This window comes from Rania fehmarnensis (genome assembly GCF_056494185.1).
Map to the genome: position 1 here is coordinate 6,174,060 of NZ_CM151398.1, position 22,235 is coordinate 6,196,294.

Sequence of the window (22,235 nt, forward strand, 5' to 3'; positions counted from 1 at the left end):
GACGCATTCCGCTACGATAAACGACGTTGAGATTACTTGGCAGGTCCGGTGGCGCTGGCAGTGCGTACTGCTGATGAGGTTTTGGCACGTGGCACCCATACGGTGCTTTGGCGATGCAGATTATTCAGCATCACTTCTTGCTCGGCGACGATTCGCCGTCCATCGCTGAGCGTGTAGTAAGCGAACACTAGTAAGCGATCACACTGTGGCGTTGGTCCTGAGAAGGGCAGTGAGACATGAATTCCTTGACTGCTGCCAATCGGCTGTATCTTGCTCTTCACATCATTGGTCGATAGCGTCCAGCGTCCGATTGTCGCATGCTTCTCATCACGTGATAGATCGAGAGCCATCACCATCAGGTCAGCTGGTAGCGGAACGAACTCACCTTGCTCGTTGAGTGGTTGCAGAACCAGATAGAGCGCGTCCTCATCATCTTGTTGATCGGTGTTGACGGCTTTGCAAAGCGTGGGGTGAAATTTTATTTCGACGATGCGTGTATCGCTGGGCATCTCGGCTGGCGGGTGAATGCGAGCTTGATCGATGGCAGCCGGTGAGGGCAAGCGACCGGTGGTGTCGGATGCTAGCTGAGCCGGTATGTTGACGCGACCCAGTTCGACTTCGAGATCATTTTCAGTGTGCAGCGTTACTGGCGTATTGGGATCGCGTTTGGGTGGCGGCAGCAGTGGCGGCATCGGCTCGCCTGGCTCGATCGTGGGCGGCGAGAGATCCTTCAGATCCATCGGATCGCTCGCATCAGCCCCCGGCACCTTCAGTGGATCGGGCAGCGGTGCCGCTGGATTGATCGAGGGTGGATGGGTGCTGGGCTTGTTCGGACTGATCTCGATCGCAGGCGCAGGACTGGGGCCGCTGCCAAAGGGCACAATGTTCGAGCTATCGCTGGGACTCTGGGGATAGTTGCCCGAGCCCGACCGGGGCACAAAGGTTTCAGGCTGCGAAGGAGCAGCCTTCATCAGTCCTTTGGATGGCATGGCCCCTCGCAACTGAGCATTCTCGGATTTGAGGGATTGCAGTTGCTGCTCCATCAGGCGGTATTCGCCGTCGTATTCGTACAGCTGATCTTCCAGATCGCGAATTTCGGCGGCCATGTTTTCGACGTAGACGTCGGTGTAAGCTCGCCGCGCGCAGCCGCCAGGGATCAGAGCCACCAATGCCAGCATAGCCATCACCACCGGGGACACACCCCGAGCGCGCACCGGGATTTGTCCCCGGGATGGCGTTGAGCTGGAATGGTTGGCGGGCAGCGGGGACACTGATGGAATCTCAATGAAATTTTTGACAGAACGGTTCAAGTTTCTCGCAGCGCAGGCCGACAGCCCGCGCCCGGCCATGGAAGTACACAATGCCCGCGCGATGCGTCAAGATCGCTTTCAAACCGGGAGGGCAGCGCTGGGGGAGGGCGAAGGCTCCTGCTGAGCCAAACACCGTTATGAGGAACGGACATAGGTCCGGGGAAACTAACCGTTGGCATCAAAACACCGACGCAGGTCCTTCCATCACCACTTACCCCCGGGACGTTGTCCGTTGTTCGGTGCGGTGTTGGGCTCAGGAGGACCTTCGCCCTCCCGGGCCAATGGTCGGTCGAAAATTTGGTTAGAGGGTGCGGAGCGGCTGAGGACAGCCGCTCTACGCTTTCACTGTATCCAGTAGCGACGTAATGACGTTCTCGACATTGACGCCTTCGGCCTCGGCTTTGTAGTTCAACAAAACGCGATGGCGGAGTGTGGGTGGGGCCAGGGCGCGAATGTCTTCGCTGGTGGCATGCTCACGGCAATCCAGCAGAGCGCGAGCCTTGGCGCCGAGCACTAGTGTTTGAGCAGCTCGCAAACCCGCACCCCAGCTGACCCAATCGTTGACAAACTTGGTAGCTTCAGGCCGACCAGGTCGAGTGGCTGCGACCAGGCGTACCGCGTAGTCGGCGGTCTCTTTGGCAATAGGCACGCGGCGCACGACTTCCTGGAACTTGAGCACATCGTCGCCCGAGAAGAGTTGTTGAATGGGAGCTGGACGCTCGGATGTGGTTTGCATGACTACTGCCAATTCGTCAGCATGGGGCAGGTAGTCGATCAGCACATTGAACATGAAACGATCAAGCTGCGCTTCCGGCAGGGGATATGTGCCTTCCATCTCGATAGGGTTCTGTGTCGCTAACACAAAGAAAGGTTCTTCCAAGCGATAAAGCTTGCCGGCCACCGTGACCTGATGTTCTTGCATGGCTTCCAGGAGAGCCGCTTGCGTCTTGGGTGGCGTGCGGTTGATTTCGTCCGCCAAAATCACGTTGGCAAAAATGGGACCATGCACAAACTGCATGCTCCGCCGACCATCGGCGTCTTGCTCCAGAATTTCAGTACCCGTAATATCCGACGGCATCAAGTCGGGCGTGAATTGCACGCGCTGGAACTTCAAATGGAAGATCTGGGCCATGCTGCGCACCAGCAGTGTCTTGGCCAAGCCCGGAGCGCCTGTGATTAAACAGTGACCGCCAGCCAGCAGACTGATCAGCAGTTGATTGACGACTTCCTTTTGACCAACGATCGTCTTGGATAATTCTTGGTCGATGCGCGTTCGGCTATCGCGCAGGTGCTGAACAGTTTGTTGTTCATCTTCTACCGAAAGTGTAGCAAAGTTCACGCTGGGGCGGCCTTTCGTCAGTGAGTCATGGCGTAAGTCACGATGTTGATGCCCATCGGGTAGGCTTTTTTTACAGAGAACTCTTCAAAGTACCATTGGTTCTGTCCTTCGCGTTCCCAACCATCTCCCAAATCCGTGTTATGGCAGATGAACACCATGATACGCTGGTCATCGTCGTAGATGGCTTTGTAGTACGGAATGCTCGTATCACTGCCAGGTCGATATTCCCAGGAGATCGTCTGGCCACCGGATCGATGGGCAGCATGCACCGATGGCAACTGAGGCTTTTCTTTGAGATCATAAACGCAATGAAAGATCTCGTGTTCCAGTGGCACCTCTGTTGGCTCGCGTTCTGGAAAGACGCGTTTGATCTGCTGGCGAAAATTGTCGTACTCTTCGTCGCCCCAGAAGTCATCCACTAGCAGAAAGCCACCGCGCAAACAGTATTTGCGCAAGGCCACGACCTCTTCGTCGCTAAAGTACAATCGACCAGGTTCGATCATGTACAGAAACGGATAATCAAACACGCGTTCTTCCGTTAGTGTCACAATCGTAGGATACGGGTTGACCTTCAGCGAAGTAAGTTGCTGCAGGCGTAGCGAGAAATTCAGATCGCAGTCAGGAAAGTCAGTTGCCCAGTCTCCACCGCGTCCGTTGTAGTGCGAATCGTAACGCAGTCGAGCAAACGTGAAGGTGTCGCGGACGAAGTCTTTGTCGACGGGCCAGACGGGCACATCGCCGCGATCAATATAAAAGCCACCCGATGCAAATTCCGAAGAGCGGCGACCACGACGCTGCCACTGCCAGGCCAGCAGCGAGGTGCTGAACATGATGACGATCAGAGCTGCCAGAAGCATACCGCGTCGAGTTAGCATCATTTTAGTTAACGTCCACAATTCATTTGGGCAAACTAATATCGGGGGCCGGTGGCTGACCTTCATCGGGCAGTGCCAATGTGCGCGTAGTGGCTGCCTGTTGTGCGGTGCGCTGCTGAACAATTTTTGCCAATAAGTTTTGGGCGGCGCGATAGCGAGGTGTTTCTTCGAGCGTAATCAAAACATGCTTGCGCGCCTGTTCAATATCTCCGAGTGCCAGTTGCGACTCGGCCAATTCATAATGCAAACGTCCTGCATCGATTGGTTGCAGTTGTAGCAGAGCCGCCAGTGCCTCGGCCCGCGCGGCTGTGTCACCACGCTGGGCGGCAGCTTCTGCCAATGCCGTGTGACCTAGACTGATCAACGGCTGTACCGCCATCAGTCGCTGGGCGTAGCGCGATACGTCATCCCAGTTCTCTGCCGCTTGGGCTAGCTCGATTAAACGCGTTATGGCCGGCAAGTGATCGCTGGAATGTTGAAGTATGCGCTGGAGCGTGGCCCGCTCGTCATCCTCGCGCTTCAGTCGGCGATAGACGGTTGCCAGTTGATCGAGCGTCCCACCCAGTTCGGCATCGGCCGACCAGGCTTTGTCCAGTTTCTCGAGCACCACCAGCGCTCTATCCCACTTTTCATCGGCCAGATAACGCGCGGCCAACTGGCGCATGGCGGTGTAGTGTTTGGGATGTTCCGCGACCAACTTCTCCAAATCATCCAGTGAGATGCGGGTTGGCACTTCGGCATCTTCGTCCGGTTGCTGGCTGTACAACTTGCCGGCTGCGGTGACGCAGTACTCTTGAAAATCTTTATCCAGTACCTCCGAGTCGCCGTAGATGCGGGCCAGCGCTTCCTGCATGGGTACACCCAGGCCTAAATCGACGAGCAACTTTTTCAGCCGCTCGAGGCCATGACGCTCGATCATATAACTGACCGCCAACGATGATTCGAAATATGCAAACTGCAAGTGCATTGGTGTCTTGGGTTGCAAGAACGCACTGCTGAGCTTGGACAGTGGCACAAAATCATCGCCCAATATCATGCTGTGATAGATGGGGTTCATCGTTTGTCCCCAGCTCGAGTCTCGCTGCAGTTCTTCGTACACCGAGATGCCTTCGCTCAACCAGCGCGGCATGCGGTTGGACGTTTTCTGCAAGGTCACCACGTGACAGAACTCATGCCACAGGACACTTTCCCAGTTAGATGGCGTTTCGCCTTGGGAAGCCGGACTATTGGCCGTGATCAGTTTGCCAAAACAGACTCCCAAGAAACCGGCACCACCGGGCAAGCCGAACGTGCGAATAGCGAAGTCACTCTGCTGAGGAAAGATCTCGACGTTGATAGGTTCATCAATTTGGTGGTCGTATTTCTTCGTCAAGACTTCCTTGGCTTCGCTGAGCAGTTTGAGCACTCGCCCGCCATAGATCTCGGCTTCCTTGCGATCCATGCGGACGATGAAACCGTCGTGCTCGAGCGTCGTAAACTGGGCCAGGCGATCGCGCAACGTATCCAGGTTCGAGGCCACCACGTTGTACTTGTCAGCCACGGTTACTTGATCGACCATGGTCCAACCTTCATCGGTCGCGCCAATGCGCAGGAGATCTTGAGCCAGCTGAAATCGAGCAGGAGTAAAGTTGGCATCAAGCGTGATCGAGCGACGCAGGTACTGCACGGCATCGCTGAAGCGATAGAATCGCGACAGCTTGCGACCGATCTCGTAATCGACCTCCGGATTCTGTGGCCAGGTCGAGAGGGCTTTGGCTCGGCATTCACCTTCTTCGCGGTACTTGCCTTGCAAGTGATTGATCACCGCTCGTAGCGCCCAAGCCTTGGGGTGCAGCTGATTGACCTTGAGCACTTCGTCGATCAGTTTATTCGCGTCATCAAACTGTTCACCATCGATCAGCTCTTCGCATTCCAGCAGTAGGCTTTCGGCATGATTGGGGTTGAGCTCGAGGGCTTTTTGGAGATGGCCCGTGGCTTTGGCGCTATCCGAAGGCGCCCAGGTCTTGGCGAGCAAGTACTGAATGTGTGGATCGCTTGGGGAGAGCTTCTCAGCCTGTTTAAGAGCATTGGCCGCCTCTTGGAAATCATTTTTGCTGAGGGCCAACTCGGCAATCGCGATTTGCGCATCAACGTAGCGTGGATCGCTCTTCAATGCCCGATCGTAGTACAGGTTCAATACTTCGCGTGGATCGCGACCGTGGGTCAGTTCGTAGTAACCGAAGGCCAACAAATTATCTCGATCGGTAAATCGCCAAGGAGCTTGGGCCACTAAGGCTTGGATTTGACCGAGCAGGGTTCGCGCTTCATTGGGTTGACCTGCAAAACGCAGCGCCTCCACGGCCAGTAAACGCAGCGGCAAACTGGCGCTGAATTTTTCGGCGACGGCGGCGTAGACTTCGACGGCTTCTGCATATCTGCCTTGGGCCATCAGCGAGCGCATCAGCAACTTGGACCAACCATCGTGCCACACGCCACGTTCGACTTCGGCACGCGTCATGGCGATGCACTTGTCGTATTGGCCTTGATGAAACAGGCCACGCGCATCATCCAAGTCAGGCACGCGTGAGGTTTGCGAGTAGCAGAGAGAACAGGGAGTGAGAATCAGGACCAACGCAATCACTGGCGCGACCAACATCGCGTGCCACAGACAATTGCTTGCCACAGGTCGGAGCATTCCCAAAATCACAAACAGACTCCCGGCTCTTGTCAAGGAAAGTTGTAGGCCGGGTTCTCAGGATCAAAATCGCGATCCACAAAGCCGACGTTCAATTTCACATCGGTATAAGTATACTCCTCTTCCAGTGGCGGCGGGGTACCGGGTTTTTCAGGCCAGAGGTAAGCCGCGTAACGCAGTGGTATCTGACGCTCGATGTCGATAAAGATCTGCGCGATGTGGAAATCAAAGCGTGGATCGGGAGTGGGATGAGCAACCTCGATGCGCTGGCACTTTCTACCGCCAACTTCGAAACCCTCGGTAATAGTGACCTGGCACGGTCCAGCCAATTTGTCTCGTTCGCCCTTTTCAATCAGTTTTTCGATCAGTTTCTCCAAGCCAATCTCGGTGATTGGGTACTTGTTGCCCATCATGGCCAGGTTGTCGGCAGGCGCTAAGGAGACACGCATGACGTTCTTCAAGCCGCCTTCGTGGGCCACCAGTTTGCCGGAGTTGGCGTTCTCGATCCAGATAACTTCACGCCCGCGCGAGAGCCAGGGATCGAGGTACTTCAAATAGACTTGCAGTGGTCTTACAAGTTTGTCACCTTCCAGGCGGCGCGTGCGAATCTTGAATTCCATGCGAGCTTCGCCGCCCAAGCTGCCGCTGATGCGTTCACGCTTGAGAATAACACCACTGTAGTCGTTTACTTGGCTGCGAAAGCGGGTCAGAGAATCGCGGGCAATCTGTAAGACGGGATCCAGCGCGTGGGCCGATGCGTTGGCATCATCTTGAATTTCGCCGGCAGCAGTCGCGCCAGAACCGGAAGCATCATTGCCAAGCTCAAGTGAAGGACTGGGAGATTGAACAGGTGTCTGTTTGACCAGTTGATCAACCAGACTTTCTTTCGGAGTGGAGGGCGAAAGGCCAACCATGGCCAGGCACATCAGCCCGACAAGCGTACTGCACATTAGCCATACGAATCGCTCGGCTGGCCGGTTGGTGGTTGCTGCTGTCATTAGTCGTGGAGCCCGAATTCTGTAGCCATGTCCAAGTAACTTTGCACAGCAGCCTGCTGCACCGTTTGTGCCAATTCGAACCCGCGTGGCGAAAGTGAAAAGTCGCGGAAGATATGGTGGATCACCAGTCCACGTTGGCACAGCTGGCGAAAACCGTCCAGAAATCGCACCGTGATTTCAGGTTTGCGGCCATCGCGGAAAGCAATGGTGCGTTCGTCCGATTCCTCGACGTAGACAGCCAGCAAGCGCGCAGCGGCATCAAAGGCGGTGTTGACCGCTTTCAGTTCGATGATGCCACGCTGTTTGGCTGCGAAGAGAATCGCTTGCGCTTCGCCGCTAAGCCCTTCGAGGGTCGGTGACGACTGACTGGCCGAATCGAGCGCCTCACGCGTCCAGGTATGACTGCACATCTGAGCCAACGCCACCAGTACAGGCGCGCCGTTGCCTAGTGCTTCCCAGCTACCGGCCAGGTAGTTATCGATCGGATTTAAGTTCTGCGTTTTCATGATGCCTCCATTTTAACGTAGCGTGCGTCGACAATCTGCACTTCTGAGCGGCGGTGCGCATCTATCTGGGCATTCATTTAGGGTGCCGGGGATGCGACGTGGTCTTGTGCCTCGGTGCGCGGTCAGATTAGATTGACTGGGTAAAGACAGAGCCCAAAACCCGCCCTTCGACACGTTGACTGTTGTAGCCTATGAAGTCCGAAAACGTTGTGCAGATCGATTCCGTGCAGTTGAAACTCAGCGCGCCGCTGAGCAACGAGCATGATTGGATCGGTCAACGCGAGATACTCAATCAGCTGCTGGCTTGCTGGTTGGTGGTCGATCAAATGGACTTGCCGCTGTCCCCACGTCTGGTTGGCGTGCCCGGTATCGGCAAGACCGCTTTGGCAATGGCCGCAGCCCGCTTGCGTGGGCAGGAGCTGTACGTATTCCAGTGCACCGCCGACACACGCCCCGAAGACCTGCTGGTTACGCCGGTGCTCAGCCACGATGGCAAGATCGCCTATCACGCGTCGCCGCTGGTAACGGCCATGCTGCGCGGTGGCGTGTGTGTGCTGGACGAAGGCAACCGCATGAACGAAAAGTCGTGGGCCAGTCTGGCACCACTGCTGGACCAACGTCGCTATGTGGAATCAATCGTCGCCGGCGTGGTGCTTCATGCGCATCGTGATTTCCGCTGCGCAGTAACGATGAATCAAGACGATTCGACGTATGAGATTCCCGACTATATCCTGTCGCGCCTACAACCGACTCTTCCCTTGGGTTTTCCGACGCGCCAAGATGAATTGGCGATTTTGCAGTATCACCTGCCATTTGCCGAACCCGAGATGTTGGCGTTGACGGTCGAGTTTCTGCAACGCTCGCATCAATTGAAACTGGACTTTTCAGCACGCGATGGCCTGAACATGTTGCGATTCGCGCTCAAGCGATTGGCGCAGGAGAAGGATCATCCCATCAGTAAAGATCAGGCCTGGCATGAAGCCCTGAAGTACTGCCTGGGCGAAGATGCGCTCAACCTCGACGCGCTAGCCAAACGTCGTTCGCGCGAACTGGGTGCCAACAGTTTGCCGCTGGGACTAGGCGACTTCTTTTTCGACAGCGATGATCCACTGCACCCCGATCACGACGACGAGTAACGCCCTCCGTAGCGGAAGCCGTCAAGGCTTTCGAGGCTCATGTAGGGGAAGCCGTCAAGGCTTTCGAGGTTTGATATCGCGTTTGGAAATGCAGTTCGAAATGCTTGACGCATTCCGCTACGACATTCGAAATGCTTGACGCATTCCGCTACGCGAGTATTACTGGGCTGCGCTTTGTTGGCGTTGGCGGATGTAGTTGACCAGATCTTGCACGGTATCGACTTCCAGGACTTCATCGTCGACGCTGATGCCAAATTGTTTTTCTATTTCGAAAGTGAGTTCGGCCATGCCTACCGAATCGACGCCTACCAGGATCAACGAGTCGCTCAATTGAGGCTGTCCGCCGAACTTGTCGGCCAACTGCTTGAGCAACACACTTTCGATCGTTTCCACTGAGCGTCCCTTAATCGTGATCTACGGTAGATTTGAGAACGGGGTAGTTTAGCGTATTTGGCGTGACAGACCCAGACGGTGAAAAATCGCGTACTTCGCTAAGCCGAAATACAAAATACCATAGTACACAGATAACCAACACGACGGTTACCAAGGCGATCATGCTCTCATTCTGCAGTCGATTTCCGAGCTGATGTACGGGATCTTGAGCTCGACTGGCTCGCTCTTGGACCAGGACCCACAGATCGGTGCCTCGGCCTGCGTGGCCTTGGTCCAGACTGGGTAGCGCAACTTGCTGGATAGCGGCGATCCACTCCCCTTTATAAATTTCACCGTCGGGATGTTGGGCGGCCGGATCAAGATAATTTCGCATGCCCTCGCTACGAAGCTTGGTTAGCTGGCGCGGATCAATGGGGGGAATCAACATGGCCTCGCGCACGCTCGAGGCCTGCGAGGACAAATCGGTTAGTAATGGATGCTGCAACAGCGTGCCTTGTTGGTTTCCTTCGCGACCATCGACCAGCACGGCCAAACGATTCTTGTCGTCGTCCTCCTCTTCGCCCGCCAATAATTGGAAGTCGCCCAGGTTGATCGTCAGCACCAGCACACCCAACGGTTGGGGCTTGGCAGTTGCCTCATTTTTACCTACTTCGGGGTCGGTCTCTGCGGTTTCTGCGGGCCAGATCGGACAACTAATGCCGACCTTCCATTTCCCAGTGCTCGTACTGCGAAAACTCGCCGAGAAATGCGAATGCTCCGTCGGAGGTTGATGAGGAGAGTTTGGAGGCAAGTCCGCGCGCAAGCCCGTAAAGTAACTGCGATACGCGAAGTTGCGTGAAACGGGACTCTTCTCTAATCGGTCTTGGCTTTCCAGAAACGAGATGCCTAAGTTGTTGCCTTGAGCATCCAGCACAAAGATGCTGCTGAAAATAGCAGCCTGGTCCTTATTGGGCATGCGATGCGCAACTTCATTTAGCCTCTGCGCCAGGTACTGTTCCAATTGCATGCGGCTATCGGATCGCAAGAAGGAATCGCGTTGCTTGTCTTCGGCATGGCCTTGGGCCAGTGAGTTCAAGAACTCCCTATTGTTTGCGACTGTCGCGCTAAGGAACTGCGCTAGTCGCCCGCGATCGGCTTCATCGGCCACCAAGCGGAACAGCGATGCTATTTCGCTTTCTAAAGTGCGGGCCGCAAACTTGGCAGCAAACTCATTGCTACGCTGCGCCCATTGTTCCACACGCGCGAGCGATTCGCCTTTGGCTACCGCGATCCCTCGCAAGAAGAACAGCATCATCATCAGCAACAACAACAGCGGGCCGACGATCCCGAGCAAGTACAGCGGCCGCCGAAAGCGCGAGGAATCGCGACGCGCGATCGCCTCTAATACCTGTTGTACGTTGGCGTAACGCTCGGCGGGTTGCTTAGCCAGGCAGCGATCAACGATTTGGTAGAGAGCCTTGTCGACGCCAGCTTGTTTGTGATGGTGCTTGGGAACCGGTGAATCGTAGATCACCGTTCTATATCGTTCGAGGCGCGCCGGTAGTGAGTCTGCCGAATCGAGCGTTTCCACAACTTCAGGATTGCGGTAAGGCGGGGCACCAACCAGCATGGTATACAAGATCGCGCCCAGCGCATAAACGTCCCAGCGGGCGTCGGCCGAGGCAGCCAAATCGGCTTGCTCGGGAGCCATGTAGAACAGCGTGCCCAAGGAAGGTGATTGCTCGTGAGACATCCGGCTTTGACCAAAGTCAGCCAGGCGTGGACGCCAATCGTGGTCCAACAAAATATTTGCTGGTTTCAAATCGCAATGCAGGACACCTTTGCCGTGAGCATAATTGAGTCCTTCGGCCACTTCGCGAAATAGTGCGACCGACTCATTAACACCCAGTCGTCCGCGCCGCCGAATCAGGTCTTCGAGCGAACCGTTTTCCAAGTACTCCATGACGTAGTAAGGCGGCTCGGCCTCCCACCCCACGGTTAGAACTTGAACAATGAAACGTCCGGTCGACATATTGACCAGGTGTTTGACTTCGCGGCCCAAGAGCGACCAATTCACTCCGCCGCGATGCAAATAGAACTTTATAGCTACTTCGCGACCTGTATTGAGATCACGGCCCATCCAGACCTGGCCGAATGCGCCCTGGCCTACCAGGCGTTCGATGCGAACCCCGGGCACCTCGGCCGGTGGCACGGTCGCTTGAAGGCTTAAACGTTCCGCCTGACGCAATTCGCCAACGGTCTGTTGCTGGGTAAAATCAGAGGACATGCAGAATTCGGGGGTTCGGCGGACGAAAGGGCCCAAGGGCTGGCACTCGTATTCTAGTGTGTTGACCAGTTTCAGGCTGCTGTCTGCACTCCTCAACCGTCAGATTTCCGTCGACAGAACTCCGTTCTCTGTTTTCAAATGTTTAGAATGTAAAAATGTCCAACTTCGATTTACGGAAACTCATGCTGGCTGTGATTTTGTCCATTTGGCAAACTGGGCAATCCGTCCAAGCTCAAGAAGCCGATTTACCTCTGGCCAAGTTTCGTCCGAAAACCAGTTTGAAGGTGCCGCATACTGAGCTCGCCGCGGCGCGATTTCCCGTAGTGGATTGTCATAGCCACTTTCGCATCCGCTTGCGTCATGACCCTGATGCACTGGAGGCGTTTGTGAGCTTGATGGATCGCAACAATATCGCAGTCGCGGTGAGTTTGGATGGCGGGCTGGGCGATAAACTCACTGAGCATATCGACTATTTATGGACCAAACATCGCAGTCGGTTTGTGATCTACGCCAATATCGATTGGCAGGGATCAGGCGCAGCCGACCAGCCCGCCACCTGGGATTGTCAGCGAGCTGACTTCGCGCATCGCGTAGTCATGCAACTGGAAGATGCCAAGGCGCGCGGCATAAGCGGTTTGAAAGTTTTCAAACAGTTGGGACTGGAGTATCGCAACCCCGATGGCTCGCTGATCAAGATCGACGACCCGCGTTGGTATCCCATTTGGGAAGCCTGCGGTCGGCAGGGCTTGCCAGTAATCATGCACACGGCCGACCCCAGCGCGTTCTTTGAACCGATCACGCCGGAGAACGAACGCTATGAGGAGTTATCGCGTCACCCCGATTGGCACTTTCCGTCCGACAAGTTTCCGGATCGCGCCCAACTGCATGCCGCGCGCAATCACATTATCGCCGATCATCCGCAAACTACTTTCATCGCGGCACATATGGCCAACGATGCCGAGGATCTGCAGCAGGTCAGCCAGTGGCTCGATCGCTACCCCAACATGGTCGTCGAACTGGCCTCGCGCATCAGCGAACTTGGTCGTCAACCGTACACAGCGCGCGACTTCCTGATCAAGTATCAAGATCGCGTCCTCTTTGGCACCGATGGTCCGTGGCCCGAACTGCGTTACAGTCGCTACTGGCGCTTTCTGGAAACGCGCGACCAGTATTTTCCCTACTCAGAGAAAGAGTATCCCCCTCAGGGTTTCTGGCAGATCTATGGAGTTGACCTGCCCGACGAAGCGCTCAAGAAGATATATAGCGGCAACGCAGCGCGCGTCATCCCTGGAGTGAAAGAGCGATTGTACCCGTAGCCACCGCTGCCAAGCGGTGGATAATCAAACTCTATTCGTCCACCGTCTGGCGACGGTGGCTACCAAGATTCCAAAGTCTGGCGACTTCGGCTACGACGAAAGCAAACCGACGCTACTTGACCGAGATGAACTTGGCTGGTTGGTTGTTCTTCTTGGCTACGGCTTGTTCGACATACTGACGATCACCGTCGCTCAGTCGACGCATGGGAACCGTGGTGAAGCGGCCATTGTCTTTCAGCAATCGCACTTTGTCAGGCATCACGACTACCAATCGACCGGTGACTTCGAAAGTGCCGGTATTGTCGCGCCAAGTACGCACTGGCGAGCTGGCAAATTCATCATCTGAATCGGCTTGGGCGACCGGTGGTTCAACCGCCGGTGCGCTGGCCAGTTCGGTCTCAGTCGATTCGATTGTTTGCTCGACAACCGGCTCAGGCGAAGTGAGCAGCTCTACCAACTCTTCGGTAGATGTGTCTTCCACGGCTGCTTCTTCAGTCGTCGACTCCGCCAACTCGCCTTCTTCCAGATCAAAGTTAGAGCCGAACAGGTCATCGACTTTGATATTGTTGGCACCAGGTGCTGGCGCGCCAAACGGGTCGGCGGGTGCAGCGTCATCGGCAGGCGCAGCTGGCGCGCCAAACGGATCTGCCGGTGCATCGCCAGCAGGCGCTGCAGGCGCACCAAATGGATCGGCTGGTGCATCGCCGGCCGGAGCAGCTGGTGCACCGAATGGATCGGCTGGTGCATCGCCAGCTGGCGCTGCAGGTGCGCCAAATGGATCAGCCGGAACAGGATCAGCCGGAGCAGGATCAGCCGGAGCAGGATCAGCTGGCGCACCAAACGGATCGGCCGGTGCAGCGTCGGCTGGTGCAGCGTCGGCTGGTGCCGCTGGAGCGCCAAACGGGTCAGCTGGAGCAGGATCAACAGGTGCAGCATCAACAGGTGCAGCATCAACAGGTGCAGGATCGGCTGGAGCTGGCGCGCCAAATGGATCGGCAGGCGCTGGGTCCGCTGGTTCAACAGGTGCTGGTGCGCCAAACGGATCGGCAGCCGCTGGATCAGCAGGTGCTGGATCAGCCGGCGCTGGTGCGCCAAACGGATCGGCAGGTGCTGGATCGGCTGGTGCTGGATCTACTGGTGCTGGATCTACTGGTGCTGGATCGGCTGGTGCTGGATCGGCTGGTGCTGGATCGGCTGGTGCTGGTGCGCCAAACGGGTCGGCGGGAGCTGGCTCCGCTGGTGCCGGATCAGCTGGTGCGGTTTGTTCCGGAATCTTGGTGACTTCGGGTTCGACGATCGAAGGTGCGGTGTTCTCAGGTGCGGGAGGGTTGGCAACTGCTGGCGGTGCGGCGTCGGATGGGCTGGCAGGTGTTGATGGAGTCGGTACCGAATTATCAGCCGGCTCGATAATTTGGCCGATTGAACCGGACTCGCCACCGATCATCGGCGTCGAGTCAACATGCGGCGCTGGAGCGCCTTCAATGATGGTGCCTTCGCTAATGACGCCGTCGCTCAAGCTGCCGCAGCAACCGCTGCTTTCAACTGGTGCCGACATTTCGCTGCCACAGCAAACCGGAGCGGACTCGACTTCACATGGATCGACTTCGCAAGTCGTGGGGCAACTGGTTTCAACTGGGCAACAGTTGGTTTGTTCATGATGTTTCTTGAACCAGCCACGCAGTCCACGGCCAGCCCAAACTGGGTTCACGATCAACACGCCACACATTAAAGCCACGGTGTGACAACGTACCCAGAAGCGAAAACTCTTGGTCATTGGAGAAGTCTCCGAGTGTGCTATGCAAAGTTAGACTTGTGTGGCGAGAATCTGAATCGATTTATGCTAGTCTCGAACGTTGCTTTGGGCAAGCAGCGTATTTCGGGAGGCCTGGGTCGATCCCCCACCCAGCTGCATCCGGCCGTCCATTCGGCTGGTTTGCGTGATTTCGCGCTCTGTACGTAATGGGTAGAGTTTAGGATCATGCAATAGTGCGCTTTAAGTTAGACAAGGCAAACTCAGTTGGCCCAACCTTTGGCACAGAACCGATATAGTGAGCAGAATGTTCTGCCTATGCTAATTCCGCAGGCAACGGGAGGAAAGGGATACGAAGTATGGTGATTAAACTTTTGCGCCGCGCAACAGGAAGTTGGACGCTGGAACGCAAGAGTATTCTGTTTTTTGGTACCACTTTGCTGGTCTCAGTCACCATTTCTTCCTGGGTAATGCATCGAGTCACGCAGCGCCTGGTGATGCAAACCACCCGGCGGGTGGCACAAGATTATGCCATGTTGCAGGTCTACAACGTGCACATGATCAACTTCGATGCCCGCGAACCGAAACAGACTTTGCAGGGCGAGAATTTCAATGCGACCGTTCGCAAAGAGCTCTACGAGTCGCTCATCTTCAATCCTCGATTCAAGGCCCGCGTCTTATCCTTGGATATGTCCAGCAGTCATTTTTTGCTGCCCGATCGATTAAACGAACCGGTTACCGGCAGCGAACGCGAGTTGTTGATTGGATTGGAAACAGAATTTCGGCGTCGTGAGTCCGAGTGGCTGCCCGACAATTTGACAACTCCCGCCTTGCCCCCACCTGGCATCCCGCCACTTTCGACGGGTGCTACATCCTCGCTGCCAACTACACCAACTGCAGCAGTCCCGGTGCCGAACACCTCGAAAGACTCGACCGGCCGAATTGAAGCCTCCGCTGCCAGCGGCAATGATCCACCAGCTGCCAATCCCCTGCCGATCGACGCCGCCGCGAATGCAGCGGCCACTGCGCCCGAAAATTCCGACGCGCGATTCACCAGCACCGATAGAGATGATCCTGGGCTCTATCGCGAATTTGGGCCAGTTGATGGTTGGTATACCTACTATCATCCAATCCGTTTCAACCAAGTCTGTCTATCATGTCATCACGGAAAGGTCGGTGCCTCACACGTCACTCCCTTTCGCGTCATGCGCATCATGTTGCCGGAAGAAGAGACGACTGTGTGGTCAGTCCGCATTCTGGCCACGATGATCTCCGTAGCCATGGTCACCTTGACCGTGACCTTGATGCTGATGCATTTGATCATGCGTAAACTGGTCGTTTATCCCTTGCGTCACTTGCGTGGTGTGAGCGAAGAGATCATTCGTGGCAAACTCGATCGTCGCGCGCAGATCGACACTGATGACGAGTTTCGCGAATTGGCTGACGCGTTTAACCGCATGCTACGCCACTTGACTGAGAGCCAGCAGCAATTGCAGAGTCTCAATCAAACCTTGGATTTGAAAGTCGATCAACTTGCACAGGCCAACTTGCATCTGTACGAAGCCAATCGCCTGAAGAGCGATTTTCTCGCCAACATGAGCCACGAACTGCGCACCCCGCTCAACAGCATTATCGGTTTCAGCGATGTTCTCCAAGACATCAGTTCGCTGACCGACAAGCAGCGTCGCTATGCGGCTAACATTCAAAAGAGCGGCCGGATGTTGTTGGAGATGATCAACGACATTCTGGATCTAGCCAAGATCGAAGCCGGGAAACTGCAAGTCAAACCGCTGCTGTTCGATATCAACCAGGTCTTGCAAGCTCAATGCGATATGATGCGCAGTTTGTCCGAAGTCAAGAATATCGATGTGCAGTTGATACCCGACAACTCACTGCAGTTGGTCTTTCAGGACGCACCCAAGATCCAGCAGATCATCAATAACTTGCTCTCCAACGCGATCAAGTTCACGCCCGAAGGTGGTCTGATTACGATTTCAACGGGGACCAAAGGAACCGATTATTTTCAGATCACTGTTGCCGATACCGGAGTGGGTATTCCCGAAACAGATTTCGAAATCATCTTCGAAAAGTTCCGTCAAAGTAACGCCCTGTTACAAGGCGACAACCTGACTCGTCAGTATTCCGGCACTGGTCTGGGCCTGTCGATCGTCAAAGAATTATGCAAGCTACTCGGCGGAGAAATTAGCCTAAGCAGCCATGTAGGCAAAGGCAGCATCTTCTGCGTTACGCTGCCACGACATTACCACAACACCTCGCTCGGCGAGCCAGTTCACTCAGTATGAGTCGCAGGCGTTAGCCGTTCACCTACGTACCTTTATGGCGATCGACGAATCCCCTTCGTCTAATGCGTTGAGAAATTTTGAAACGCTGAGGGACCTAGGGCACCTAGGAGCGACGGAGAATTCGGCTGCGCAGTTCTTCGGCTATCGATTGCAACTGCTCCAGACTATGCTGGCCGAGATCGGACTCAGTCGTCATCGGTTCGCCAAGGATCTCTTGAAGGGTCCGTATTAGTTTGATTTCGCCTCTCTCAAGTCCTTGCTCAAGTCCTTGCTCAAGTCCTTGCTCAAGTCCTTGCTCTCGCGCGTCGATCAATCCGGACTGGAGATCCAAGGCAGCCTTCTCGCGTGAATCGTACATTTGCTTTTGCTCCGTTACTTCACGAATTTCACTAAGTTCCCGCGTTGCCTGCAAGAAGGCTAACCCTGGCAGTAACGCTCGCAGTTCCTCTTCGGTGTGTTCATGTGAGCGACTCTGCAATGCTGGCTGGAATGAGGTATTAGAGTGCCGCGAGAAGACTTCTTTCGGCTTGCGCTTGCTTTATATGTAAACTAATGCGACGATGAATGCAATAACCGGGGCTTAGGTCATGACGTTGACTAGTTCTTCGACGGCGATGCGGGCTGAGCGAATGGTTTGGGGAATGCCGACACCGCTGTAGCCGGCGCCGCATAATCTCAAACTACCTGCCAGCTGAGCTTGCTCCATCACTTTGGCTACGCGTTGCGTGTGCCCCACGTGGTACTGTGGCATCGCCTGGTTCCAACGCACCAATGCCTGCCAGCGAAACTTGTGACCTTGCCAGCCGATCACTTCACGCAGTTGAGTGGTCGCAACTTCCAACAGGCGTTCATCGGATTGTTCCAATAACTCTGGATGCATGGCACCGCCGAGAAAAATGCGCAGCAGCAACTGATCATCAGGTGTACGGCCCGCATATTTATTGCTGGAATAGCTGATGGCCAAAATTGGGCGGCGCTCTTTAGCGGGCACGATCAAGCCAAAGCCATCGACTCGGCCTTGGATGTCACTGCGATCGGCGACAACAACGGCTACAGCGCTGGACGCATATTCAATTCCCGCCAGGTTGGAGGCGAGTTCAGCGTCGACACGTTGTAGAAGCTTGGCAGCAGGGCGGGTGGGCAGTGCGACGATGACGCCATCAAAACTCTCGGTGCCGACCGATGTCGTCAATTGCCAGCGCGCAGGACTGGTCGTAGCGCTTGCATTCAGTGATATGCGCTCAATTGATTGCACCGGTGTGTTCAGTTTCAGCGACCCAGATGGCAATTGTGAGTTCAAGTGATCGATCCAGTGGCTCATACCTTGTTTAGGCGCCATGAACTGATCGTAACGGGCACCGCTAGCTCTCCGCGCCACGGCGGCGGAATCTTCGCGTCGCGCCGCCAAATAGCCGCGAATCAAACCACCATGTTCGCGCTCCATCTTGACGAACTGAGGTAACGTGGCCTGCATACTCAGTCGCGCTGGATCCGCCGTGAAGATGCCACTGACAATCGGCTCGACCAAATTTTCGAATGCCTCCCGGCCCAAGCGCCGCGAGGCAAAGCTCTCCAAACTCTCGTCCTCGTGCGACTCGCGTCGCGGTACAAAGTACTCGCTCAGCATACGCAACTTGCCAGGCAGAGTGAGCGTCCCGGTGGTCAGGATTGGCCAGATACGCGTGGGCTGCACCAAACTAAAACCGACGGGGATGGGCAGTATTCGACCACGATTGAGCACGAAGGCTTGCCGTCCATCGGGCTGAGGGCCCGTCAAGTGCTCAACATATCCGGTGGCTTTGCACAGTTCGAGCGCATCGGGGATCAGCGTAGCAAAGTTGTCCGCGCTGCGTTCAATCAAATACGGTGGATCGTAAATTGTCTCCAAGACTCCACCGCTGCGGGACGAGCCTTCCAGCACGACTATGTGCCACTGAGGTCGCTTCCAACTCAAATGCAGCGCAGCTGACAAGCCGGCAATCCCGCCGCCTATGACAGCCACACTGCGCACAGCTGAATCATTCATCCTGTGTTATCCAAATCTTGTTCACCGCGCGGCCAAGGCATCGCTTGAGGCAGATCATTTACCCAAGCGGTCGATCTTGGCAGCCAATATAAAATCGTTTTCACTCAAACCACCGATGGCATGGGTGGTCAAATCGACGCGCAACATCCGGTAACCGGTGATGTGCAGGTCGGGATGGTGTTGTTCTTCTTCAGCCAGGCGGCCAATTTCACTAGCCAACTCCATGGCTTGGACAAAGTTCTTCAGTTTCCACTTGCGCGAGATCATTAGGCCATCATCGCTGAGTTGCCATGAGTCGCCCAATCGCTCGAGTTGTTTGACGGCTTCCTCATGCGAATACTTGGGCACACCGCCTTCGCATGCCTGGCAGCGCTTTTCAGTCAGTTGTTCAAGCGATTGAATTTCGATACTCATATACTCAACTCCAACCATAAACTGGGATCTTCGGCCACTGGATAGGGCGGAGCCAGGCCAAGCGATTGCCAGCCCAGTTCACGATCAACGACCGCTGCGTAGAAGCCGATGATGGGAAAGTCTTTGGCATCGAAGCCGGTTAAGGCGGGCCAGGAGATCGCGGCCCAGAGGTCATAGTCTGCTCCCTTTAAGGTGGCCTGCACATCGAGTTGCTTTTCGGTCGGCGGTCGTGAGTTTTCACGCGCGCGGTTGATCGGTGCCCAACTGGCAAATGGTCGTTCGTTTTTAGCGCCGCGCCCAAGTGGCGCGAAAACAAAACGATGACAAAAGCGAGTTGCGCGGTGTACATCGCGCGAGTTGCGAGTGTCGATCCAGATGTGCAGTCCATCGCTATCTTCGAGTCGAGATTCACGACACCAGGGCAGCTGGCGTTTGCCGCGCACCTCGACTGTCATAAACAGCGCCTTGTCCGATACCGCTAAACGCAACTGCGCAAAATTGTTCTGCCCTGATAGACACACGCCCAAATCGGGCAGCACCGCTTCCGCAGGCAAGCGCCAATTGGCTTTGCCAAATTCAAGATTGGTTCGAATCGGTTGCAGCTGCGTGCGAAAGAGCAGAGCTGGGTCAAACAAATTGCCGTCCTCCGGCCATTGGTAGCGGAATGCGTCAAGCATTTCGAAGAGTATTAGAGCAATTCAAGAGGACACAGGCTGGAAGCCTATGTAACACAAGTTCACAGGCTGGAAGCCTATACCACACAAGTTCACAGGCTGGAAGCCTATGCCACACTAGGACACAGGCTGGAAGCCTATGCCACACTAGGACACAGGCTGGAAGCCTATGCCACAGTTAGCCGGCGACATCGCCGAACAGCGGCGTCGATAGGTAACGTTCGCCCAAGCTGCACATAATGGTGACGATGCGCTTGCCACGGAACTCTGGACGAGCAGCGACTTGCGCCGCGGCCCACATGTTGGCTCCGCTGCTGATGCCGGCCATGATGCCTTCTTCCTTGGCCAGGCGCCGACCCCATTCAAAAGCGACTTCGTCGTCCACTTGAATGACGTCGTCGACTAGCGAAGTATCCAGGTTGCGTGGCACAAAGCCAGCCCCGATGCCTTGAATGCGATGCTTGCCAGGTTGTCCACCGCTGATCACCGGCGAGTGTTTGGGTTCAACGGCAATCGCTTTGAAGTTGGGATTGCGAGCTTTGATGTACCGAGTGACACCCGTGATTGTTCCACCCGTACCGACGCCTGCCACGATGACATCGATATCGTGACCTGAGTCTTCCCAAATCTCTGGACCTGTGGTGGCCTCATGGACAGCGGGGTTGGCGGGGTTATCGAATTGCTGCGGCATAAAACCATTGGGATTGGTTCCGACCAATTCCGTGGCTTTGGCGATGGCTCCACGCATGCCTTCAGCGGCAGGCGTGAGCACCAGGGTGGCTCCAAGGGCGCGCAGCAAACTGCGGCGTTCGACCGACATCGACTCGGGCATCGTCAAGGTCAACTTGTAACCTTTGGCGGCGCATACGAAAGCCAAGGCGATACCGGTGTTGCCGCTGGTCGGTTCGATGATGTGCGTGTCTTTGTTGATCTTGCCGTCACGCTCACCGGCTTCAATCATGGCTACGCCGATACGATCTTTCACGCTATTGAGCGGTTGAAAGAACTCGCACTTCGCAAAGACCGTCGCCTGGCCTTCGGGAATCAAGCGATTGATGCGGATCATCGGCGTATCGCCAATGGTTTGTGTCACGCTGTTAAATGTCTTACCACGGGGCATACTGGACCATTTCGAAAAGGGGACTGAAGCCGACGCGTTGGGGCGCTTGGGGGCCGCAATTCGCACAGTGTCCGTATTTTCACCCGAGAATCAGGCTGCTGCCAGGGGGCTAGTCCGCGCGTGAACTTGATCCGAAATCTCAGCAGCTTCGCTCGAGGATGCTGTCAGATCCATGCCGCGACGATCGACCAACCGCATCAACAGTTCCACCAGAAAGCGATCGGCGCTGGCTAGGCAGTGTCGCAACGCGCCGCTGCCGGCATGCATGGTCACGCGCGTGACCGCAGCCAGGTGCATGCGCATGATATCGCTGCTGGGTAATCCAGTCGCCAAAAAATGCTCGGCCAGCAATGCCATGGCCGCTGTGGATACTTGCGTTTCATCGAAAACGTAATTTTGCAGAACCGTGCAGTAGCTGTGCCCCAGCGGAGTCGACAACAGTTGTTGATCGCTGGCTTGCAGCGATTCCAAATCCGATTCCAGGCTGAATGGCTGGCCGATTACGCCCGGACCACTGCCCAGTTGATCAAGCCGGCTGACCAATTGACGTTGGCCTGCCAACAAACGCTGAACATCGCGGGCATCGCGCTGCTGTGCCCGCTGTTGCTCGACAAGCCATTGCTTTTTCTGCTGACGCAGCGAAACCAGTTCACAAGCGCTGCGAATGGCATGCACCAGAGCAATTGGGTCAGCCGAGTCCATGTCCAAACAGGCTGCAGCACCATTGTTCAGCAAAGCATGTTGCCAACCTTCCGCAGCATGCATTCCCAAAGCCACGTAGGCCGATTGGTCAGCGAGTTCCGTTAGCTGCTCGCAGAGTGCAGGCGCCGGTCCCTGCATGCCTTCGAACCAGAACACCAACAAATCGAATGTGTATTGTCGTAGCTGGCCAGCCATCTGCTGGGCGGAGGCAACTTGAGTCGTCTCAATTTCGTGTCCACCACCGTATAGCAAGCAAGCATCCAACCAATCGCCTTGCCGAAACGTAGGCAACCACACCAACAGTTGAAGATCGTCGGCAGCAGTCTCAGCTGGTGACATAAGTGGATCGACCTAACGGGAAACGATTGGGAAGGACCTGCAGCGTACCTTTAGTGAAATGACGCGTCAGGGTCAAGCCAAGAATATGCGTAAA

Annotated in this window: 18 protein-coding genes; 3 read left to right on the forward strand and 15 right to left on the reverse strand. The window is 55.6% G+C overall.

What is annotated here, in order from left to right; translation table 11 throughout:
• Positions 1-32 precede the first annotated feature (32 nt).
• The 6 genes from SH573x_RS21140 to SH573x_RS21165 all read right to left on the reverse strand — a co-directional run bounded on the left by SH573x_RS21140 (position 33) and on the right by SH573x_RS21165 (position 7,702).
• A complete protein-coding gene (locus tag SH573x_RS21140; RefSeq protein WP_479349759.1) occupies positions 33-1,271 on the reverse strand; it encodes a hypothetical protein in 1,239 nt (412 codons plus the stop codon).
• Positions 1,272-1,644: 373 nt separating this feature from the next.
• Entirely contained in the window at positions 1,645-2,649 is a 1,005-nt protein-coding gene (locus SH573x_RS21145; RefSeq protein ID WP_479349761.1) for an AAA family ATPase, read from the reverse strand.
• Positions 2,650-2,666: 17 nt separating this feature from the next.
• Positions 2,667-3,527 carry a DUF4159 domain-containing protein gene (locus tag SH573x_RS21150; RefSeq protein ID WP_479349762.1) on the reverse strand — a complete coding sequence of 287 codons (861 nt, stop codon included), beginning with the start codon at positions 3,525-3,527 and terminating at the stop codon, positions 2,667-2,669.
• 19 nt (positions 3,528-3,546) lie between these two features.
• Entirely contained in the window at positions 3,547-6,084 is a 2,538-nt protein-coding gene (locus SH573x_RS21155; protein ID WP_479349763.1) for a tetratricopeptide repeat protein, read from the reverse strand.
• A 146-nt stretch (positions 6,085-6,230) separates the two neighbouring features.
• Positions 6,231-7,196 (reverse strand): DUF1571 domain-containing protein, encoded by a 966-nt coding sequence (locus tag SH573x_RS21160; protein WP_479349765.1) that lies wholly within the window; start codon positions 7,194-7,196, stop codon positions 6,231-6,233.
• Complete coding sequence (locus SH573x_RS21165) at positions 7,196-7,702, reverse strand: hypothetical protein (RefSeq protein WP_479349766.1); 507 nt, start codon at positions 7,700-7,702, stop codon at positions 7,196-7,198. The genes SH573x_RS21160 and SH573x_RS21165 overlap by 1 nt, the downstream gene beginning before the upstream one ends.
• Positions 7,703-7,893: 191 nt before the next feature.
• Between SH573x_RS21165 and SH573x_RS21170 the strand changes: the two genes are divergently transcribed.
• A complete protein-coding gene (locus SH573x_RS21170) occupies positions 7,894-8,838 on the forward strand; it encodes an AAA family ATPase (RefSeq protein WP_479349767.1) in 945 nt (314 codons plus the stop codon).
• 159 nt (positions 8,839-8,997) lie between these two features.
• On the opposite strand, the gene SH573x_RS21175 is transcribed toward SH573x_RS21170, so the two are convergent.
• Together SH573x_RS21175 and SH573x_RS21180 are read right to left on the reverse strand one after the other, a co-directional pair.
• A complete protein-coding gene (locus tag SH573x_RS21175; protein ID WP_479349768.1) occupies positions 8,998-9,231 on the reverse strand; it encodes an acyl carrier protein in 234 nt (77 codons plus the stop codon).
• Positions 9,232-9,241: 10 nt separating this feature from the next.
• On the reverse strand, positions 9,242-11,497 hold the full coding sequence (locus tag SH573x_RS21180; RefSeq protein WP_479349770.1) for a serine/threonine protein kinase: 2,256 nt from the start codon (positions 11,495-11,497) through the stop codon (positions 9,242-9,244).
• 182 nt (positions 11,498-11,679) lie between these two features.
• On the opposite strand from SH573x_RS21180, the gene SH573x_RS21185 reads away from it, so the two are divergent.
• Positions 11,680-12,813, forward strand: a complete 1,134-nt coding sequence (locus SH573x_RS21185; RefSeq protein ID WP_479356781.1) for an amidohydrolase family protein — start codon at positions 11,680-11,682, stop codon at positions 12,811-12,813.
• Between the two features lie 112 nt (positions 12,814-12,925).
• Here SH573x_RS21185 and SH573x_RS21190 read toward each other — a convergent pair whose 3' ends face one another.
• Positions 12,926-14,587: an SHD1 domain-containing protein gene (locus tag SH573x_RS21190; protein WP_479349772.1), complete on the reverse strand. Its 1,662-nt coding sequence runs from the start codon at positions 14,585-14,587 to the stop codon at positions 12,926-12,928.
• Between the two features lie 335 nt (positions 14,588-14,922).
• Here SH573x_RS21190 and SH573x_RS21195 point away from each other — a divergent pair, with 335 nt between their 5' ends.
• On the forward strand, positions 14,923-16,866 hold the full coding sequence (locus SH573x_RS21195; RefSeq protein WP_479349773.1) for a sensor histidine kinase: 1,944 nt from the start codon (positions 14,923-14,925) through the stop codon (positions 16,864-16,866).
• Between the two features lie 103 nt (positions 16,867-16,969).
• On the opposite strand, the gene SH573x_RS21200 is transcribed toward SH573x_RS21195, so the two are convergent.
• The 6 genes from SH573x_RS21200 to SH573x_RS21225 all read right to left on the reverse strand — a co-directional run bounded on the left by SH573x_RS21200 (position 16,970) and on the right by SH573x_RS21225 (position 22,141).
• Positions 16,970-17,344, reverse strand: coding sequence for a hypothetical protein (locus SH573x_RS21200; protein ID WP_479349774.1), 375 nt, complete (start codon positions 17,342-17,344; stop codon positions 16,970-16,972).
• A 102-nt stretch (positions 17,345-17,446) separates the two neighbouring features.
• The gene (gene hemG, locus SH573x_RS21205) at positions 17,447-18,892 is read right to left on the reverse strand and encodes a protoporphyrinogen oxidase (protein WP_479349775.1); all 1,446 of its coding nucleotides are present in this window, start codon (positions 18,890-18,892) and stop codon (positions 17,447-17,449) included.
• A gap of 54 nt (positions 18,893-18,946) precedes the next feature.
• Entirely contained in the window at positions 18,947-19,306 is a 360-nt protein-coding gene (locus SH573x_RS21210) for a 4a-hydroxytetrahydrobiopterin dehydratase (RefSeq protein ID WP_479349776.1), read from the reverse strand.
• On the reverse strand, positions 19,303-19,983 hold the full coding sequence (locus tag SH573x_RS21215; protein ID WP_479349777.1) for a DOMON domain-containing protein: 681 nt from the start codon (positions 19,981-19,983) through the stop codon (positions 19,303-19,305). The genes SH573x_RS21210 and SH573x_RS21215 overlap by 4 nt, the downstream gene beginning before the upstream one ends.
• A 175-nt stretch (positions 19,984-20,158) precedes the next feature.
• Positions 20,159-21,100, reverse strand: a complete 942-nt coding sequence (cysK, locus tag SH573x_RS21220; RefSeq protein ID WP_479349778.1) for a cysteine synthase A — start codon at positions 21,098-21,100, stop codon at positions 20,159-20,161.
• A 90-nt stretch (positions 21,101-21,190) separates the two neighbouring features.
• Positions 21,191-22,141 carry a hypothetical protein gene (locus tag SH573x_RS21225; RefSeq protein WP_479349779.1) on the reverse strand — a complete coding sequence of 317 codons (951 nt, stop codon included), beginning with the start codon at positions 22,139-22,141 and terminating at the stop codon, positions 21,191-21,193.
• Positions 22,142-22,235: the final 94 nt, after the last annotated feature.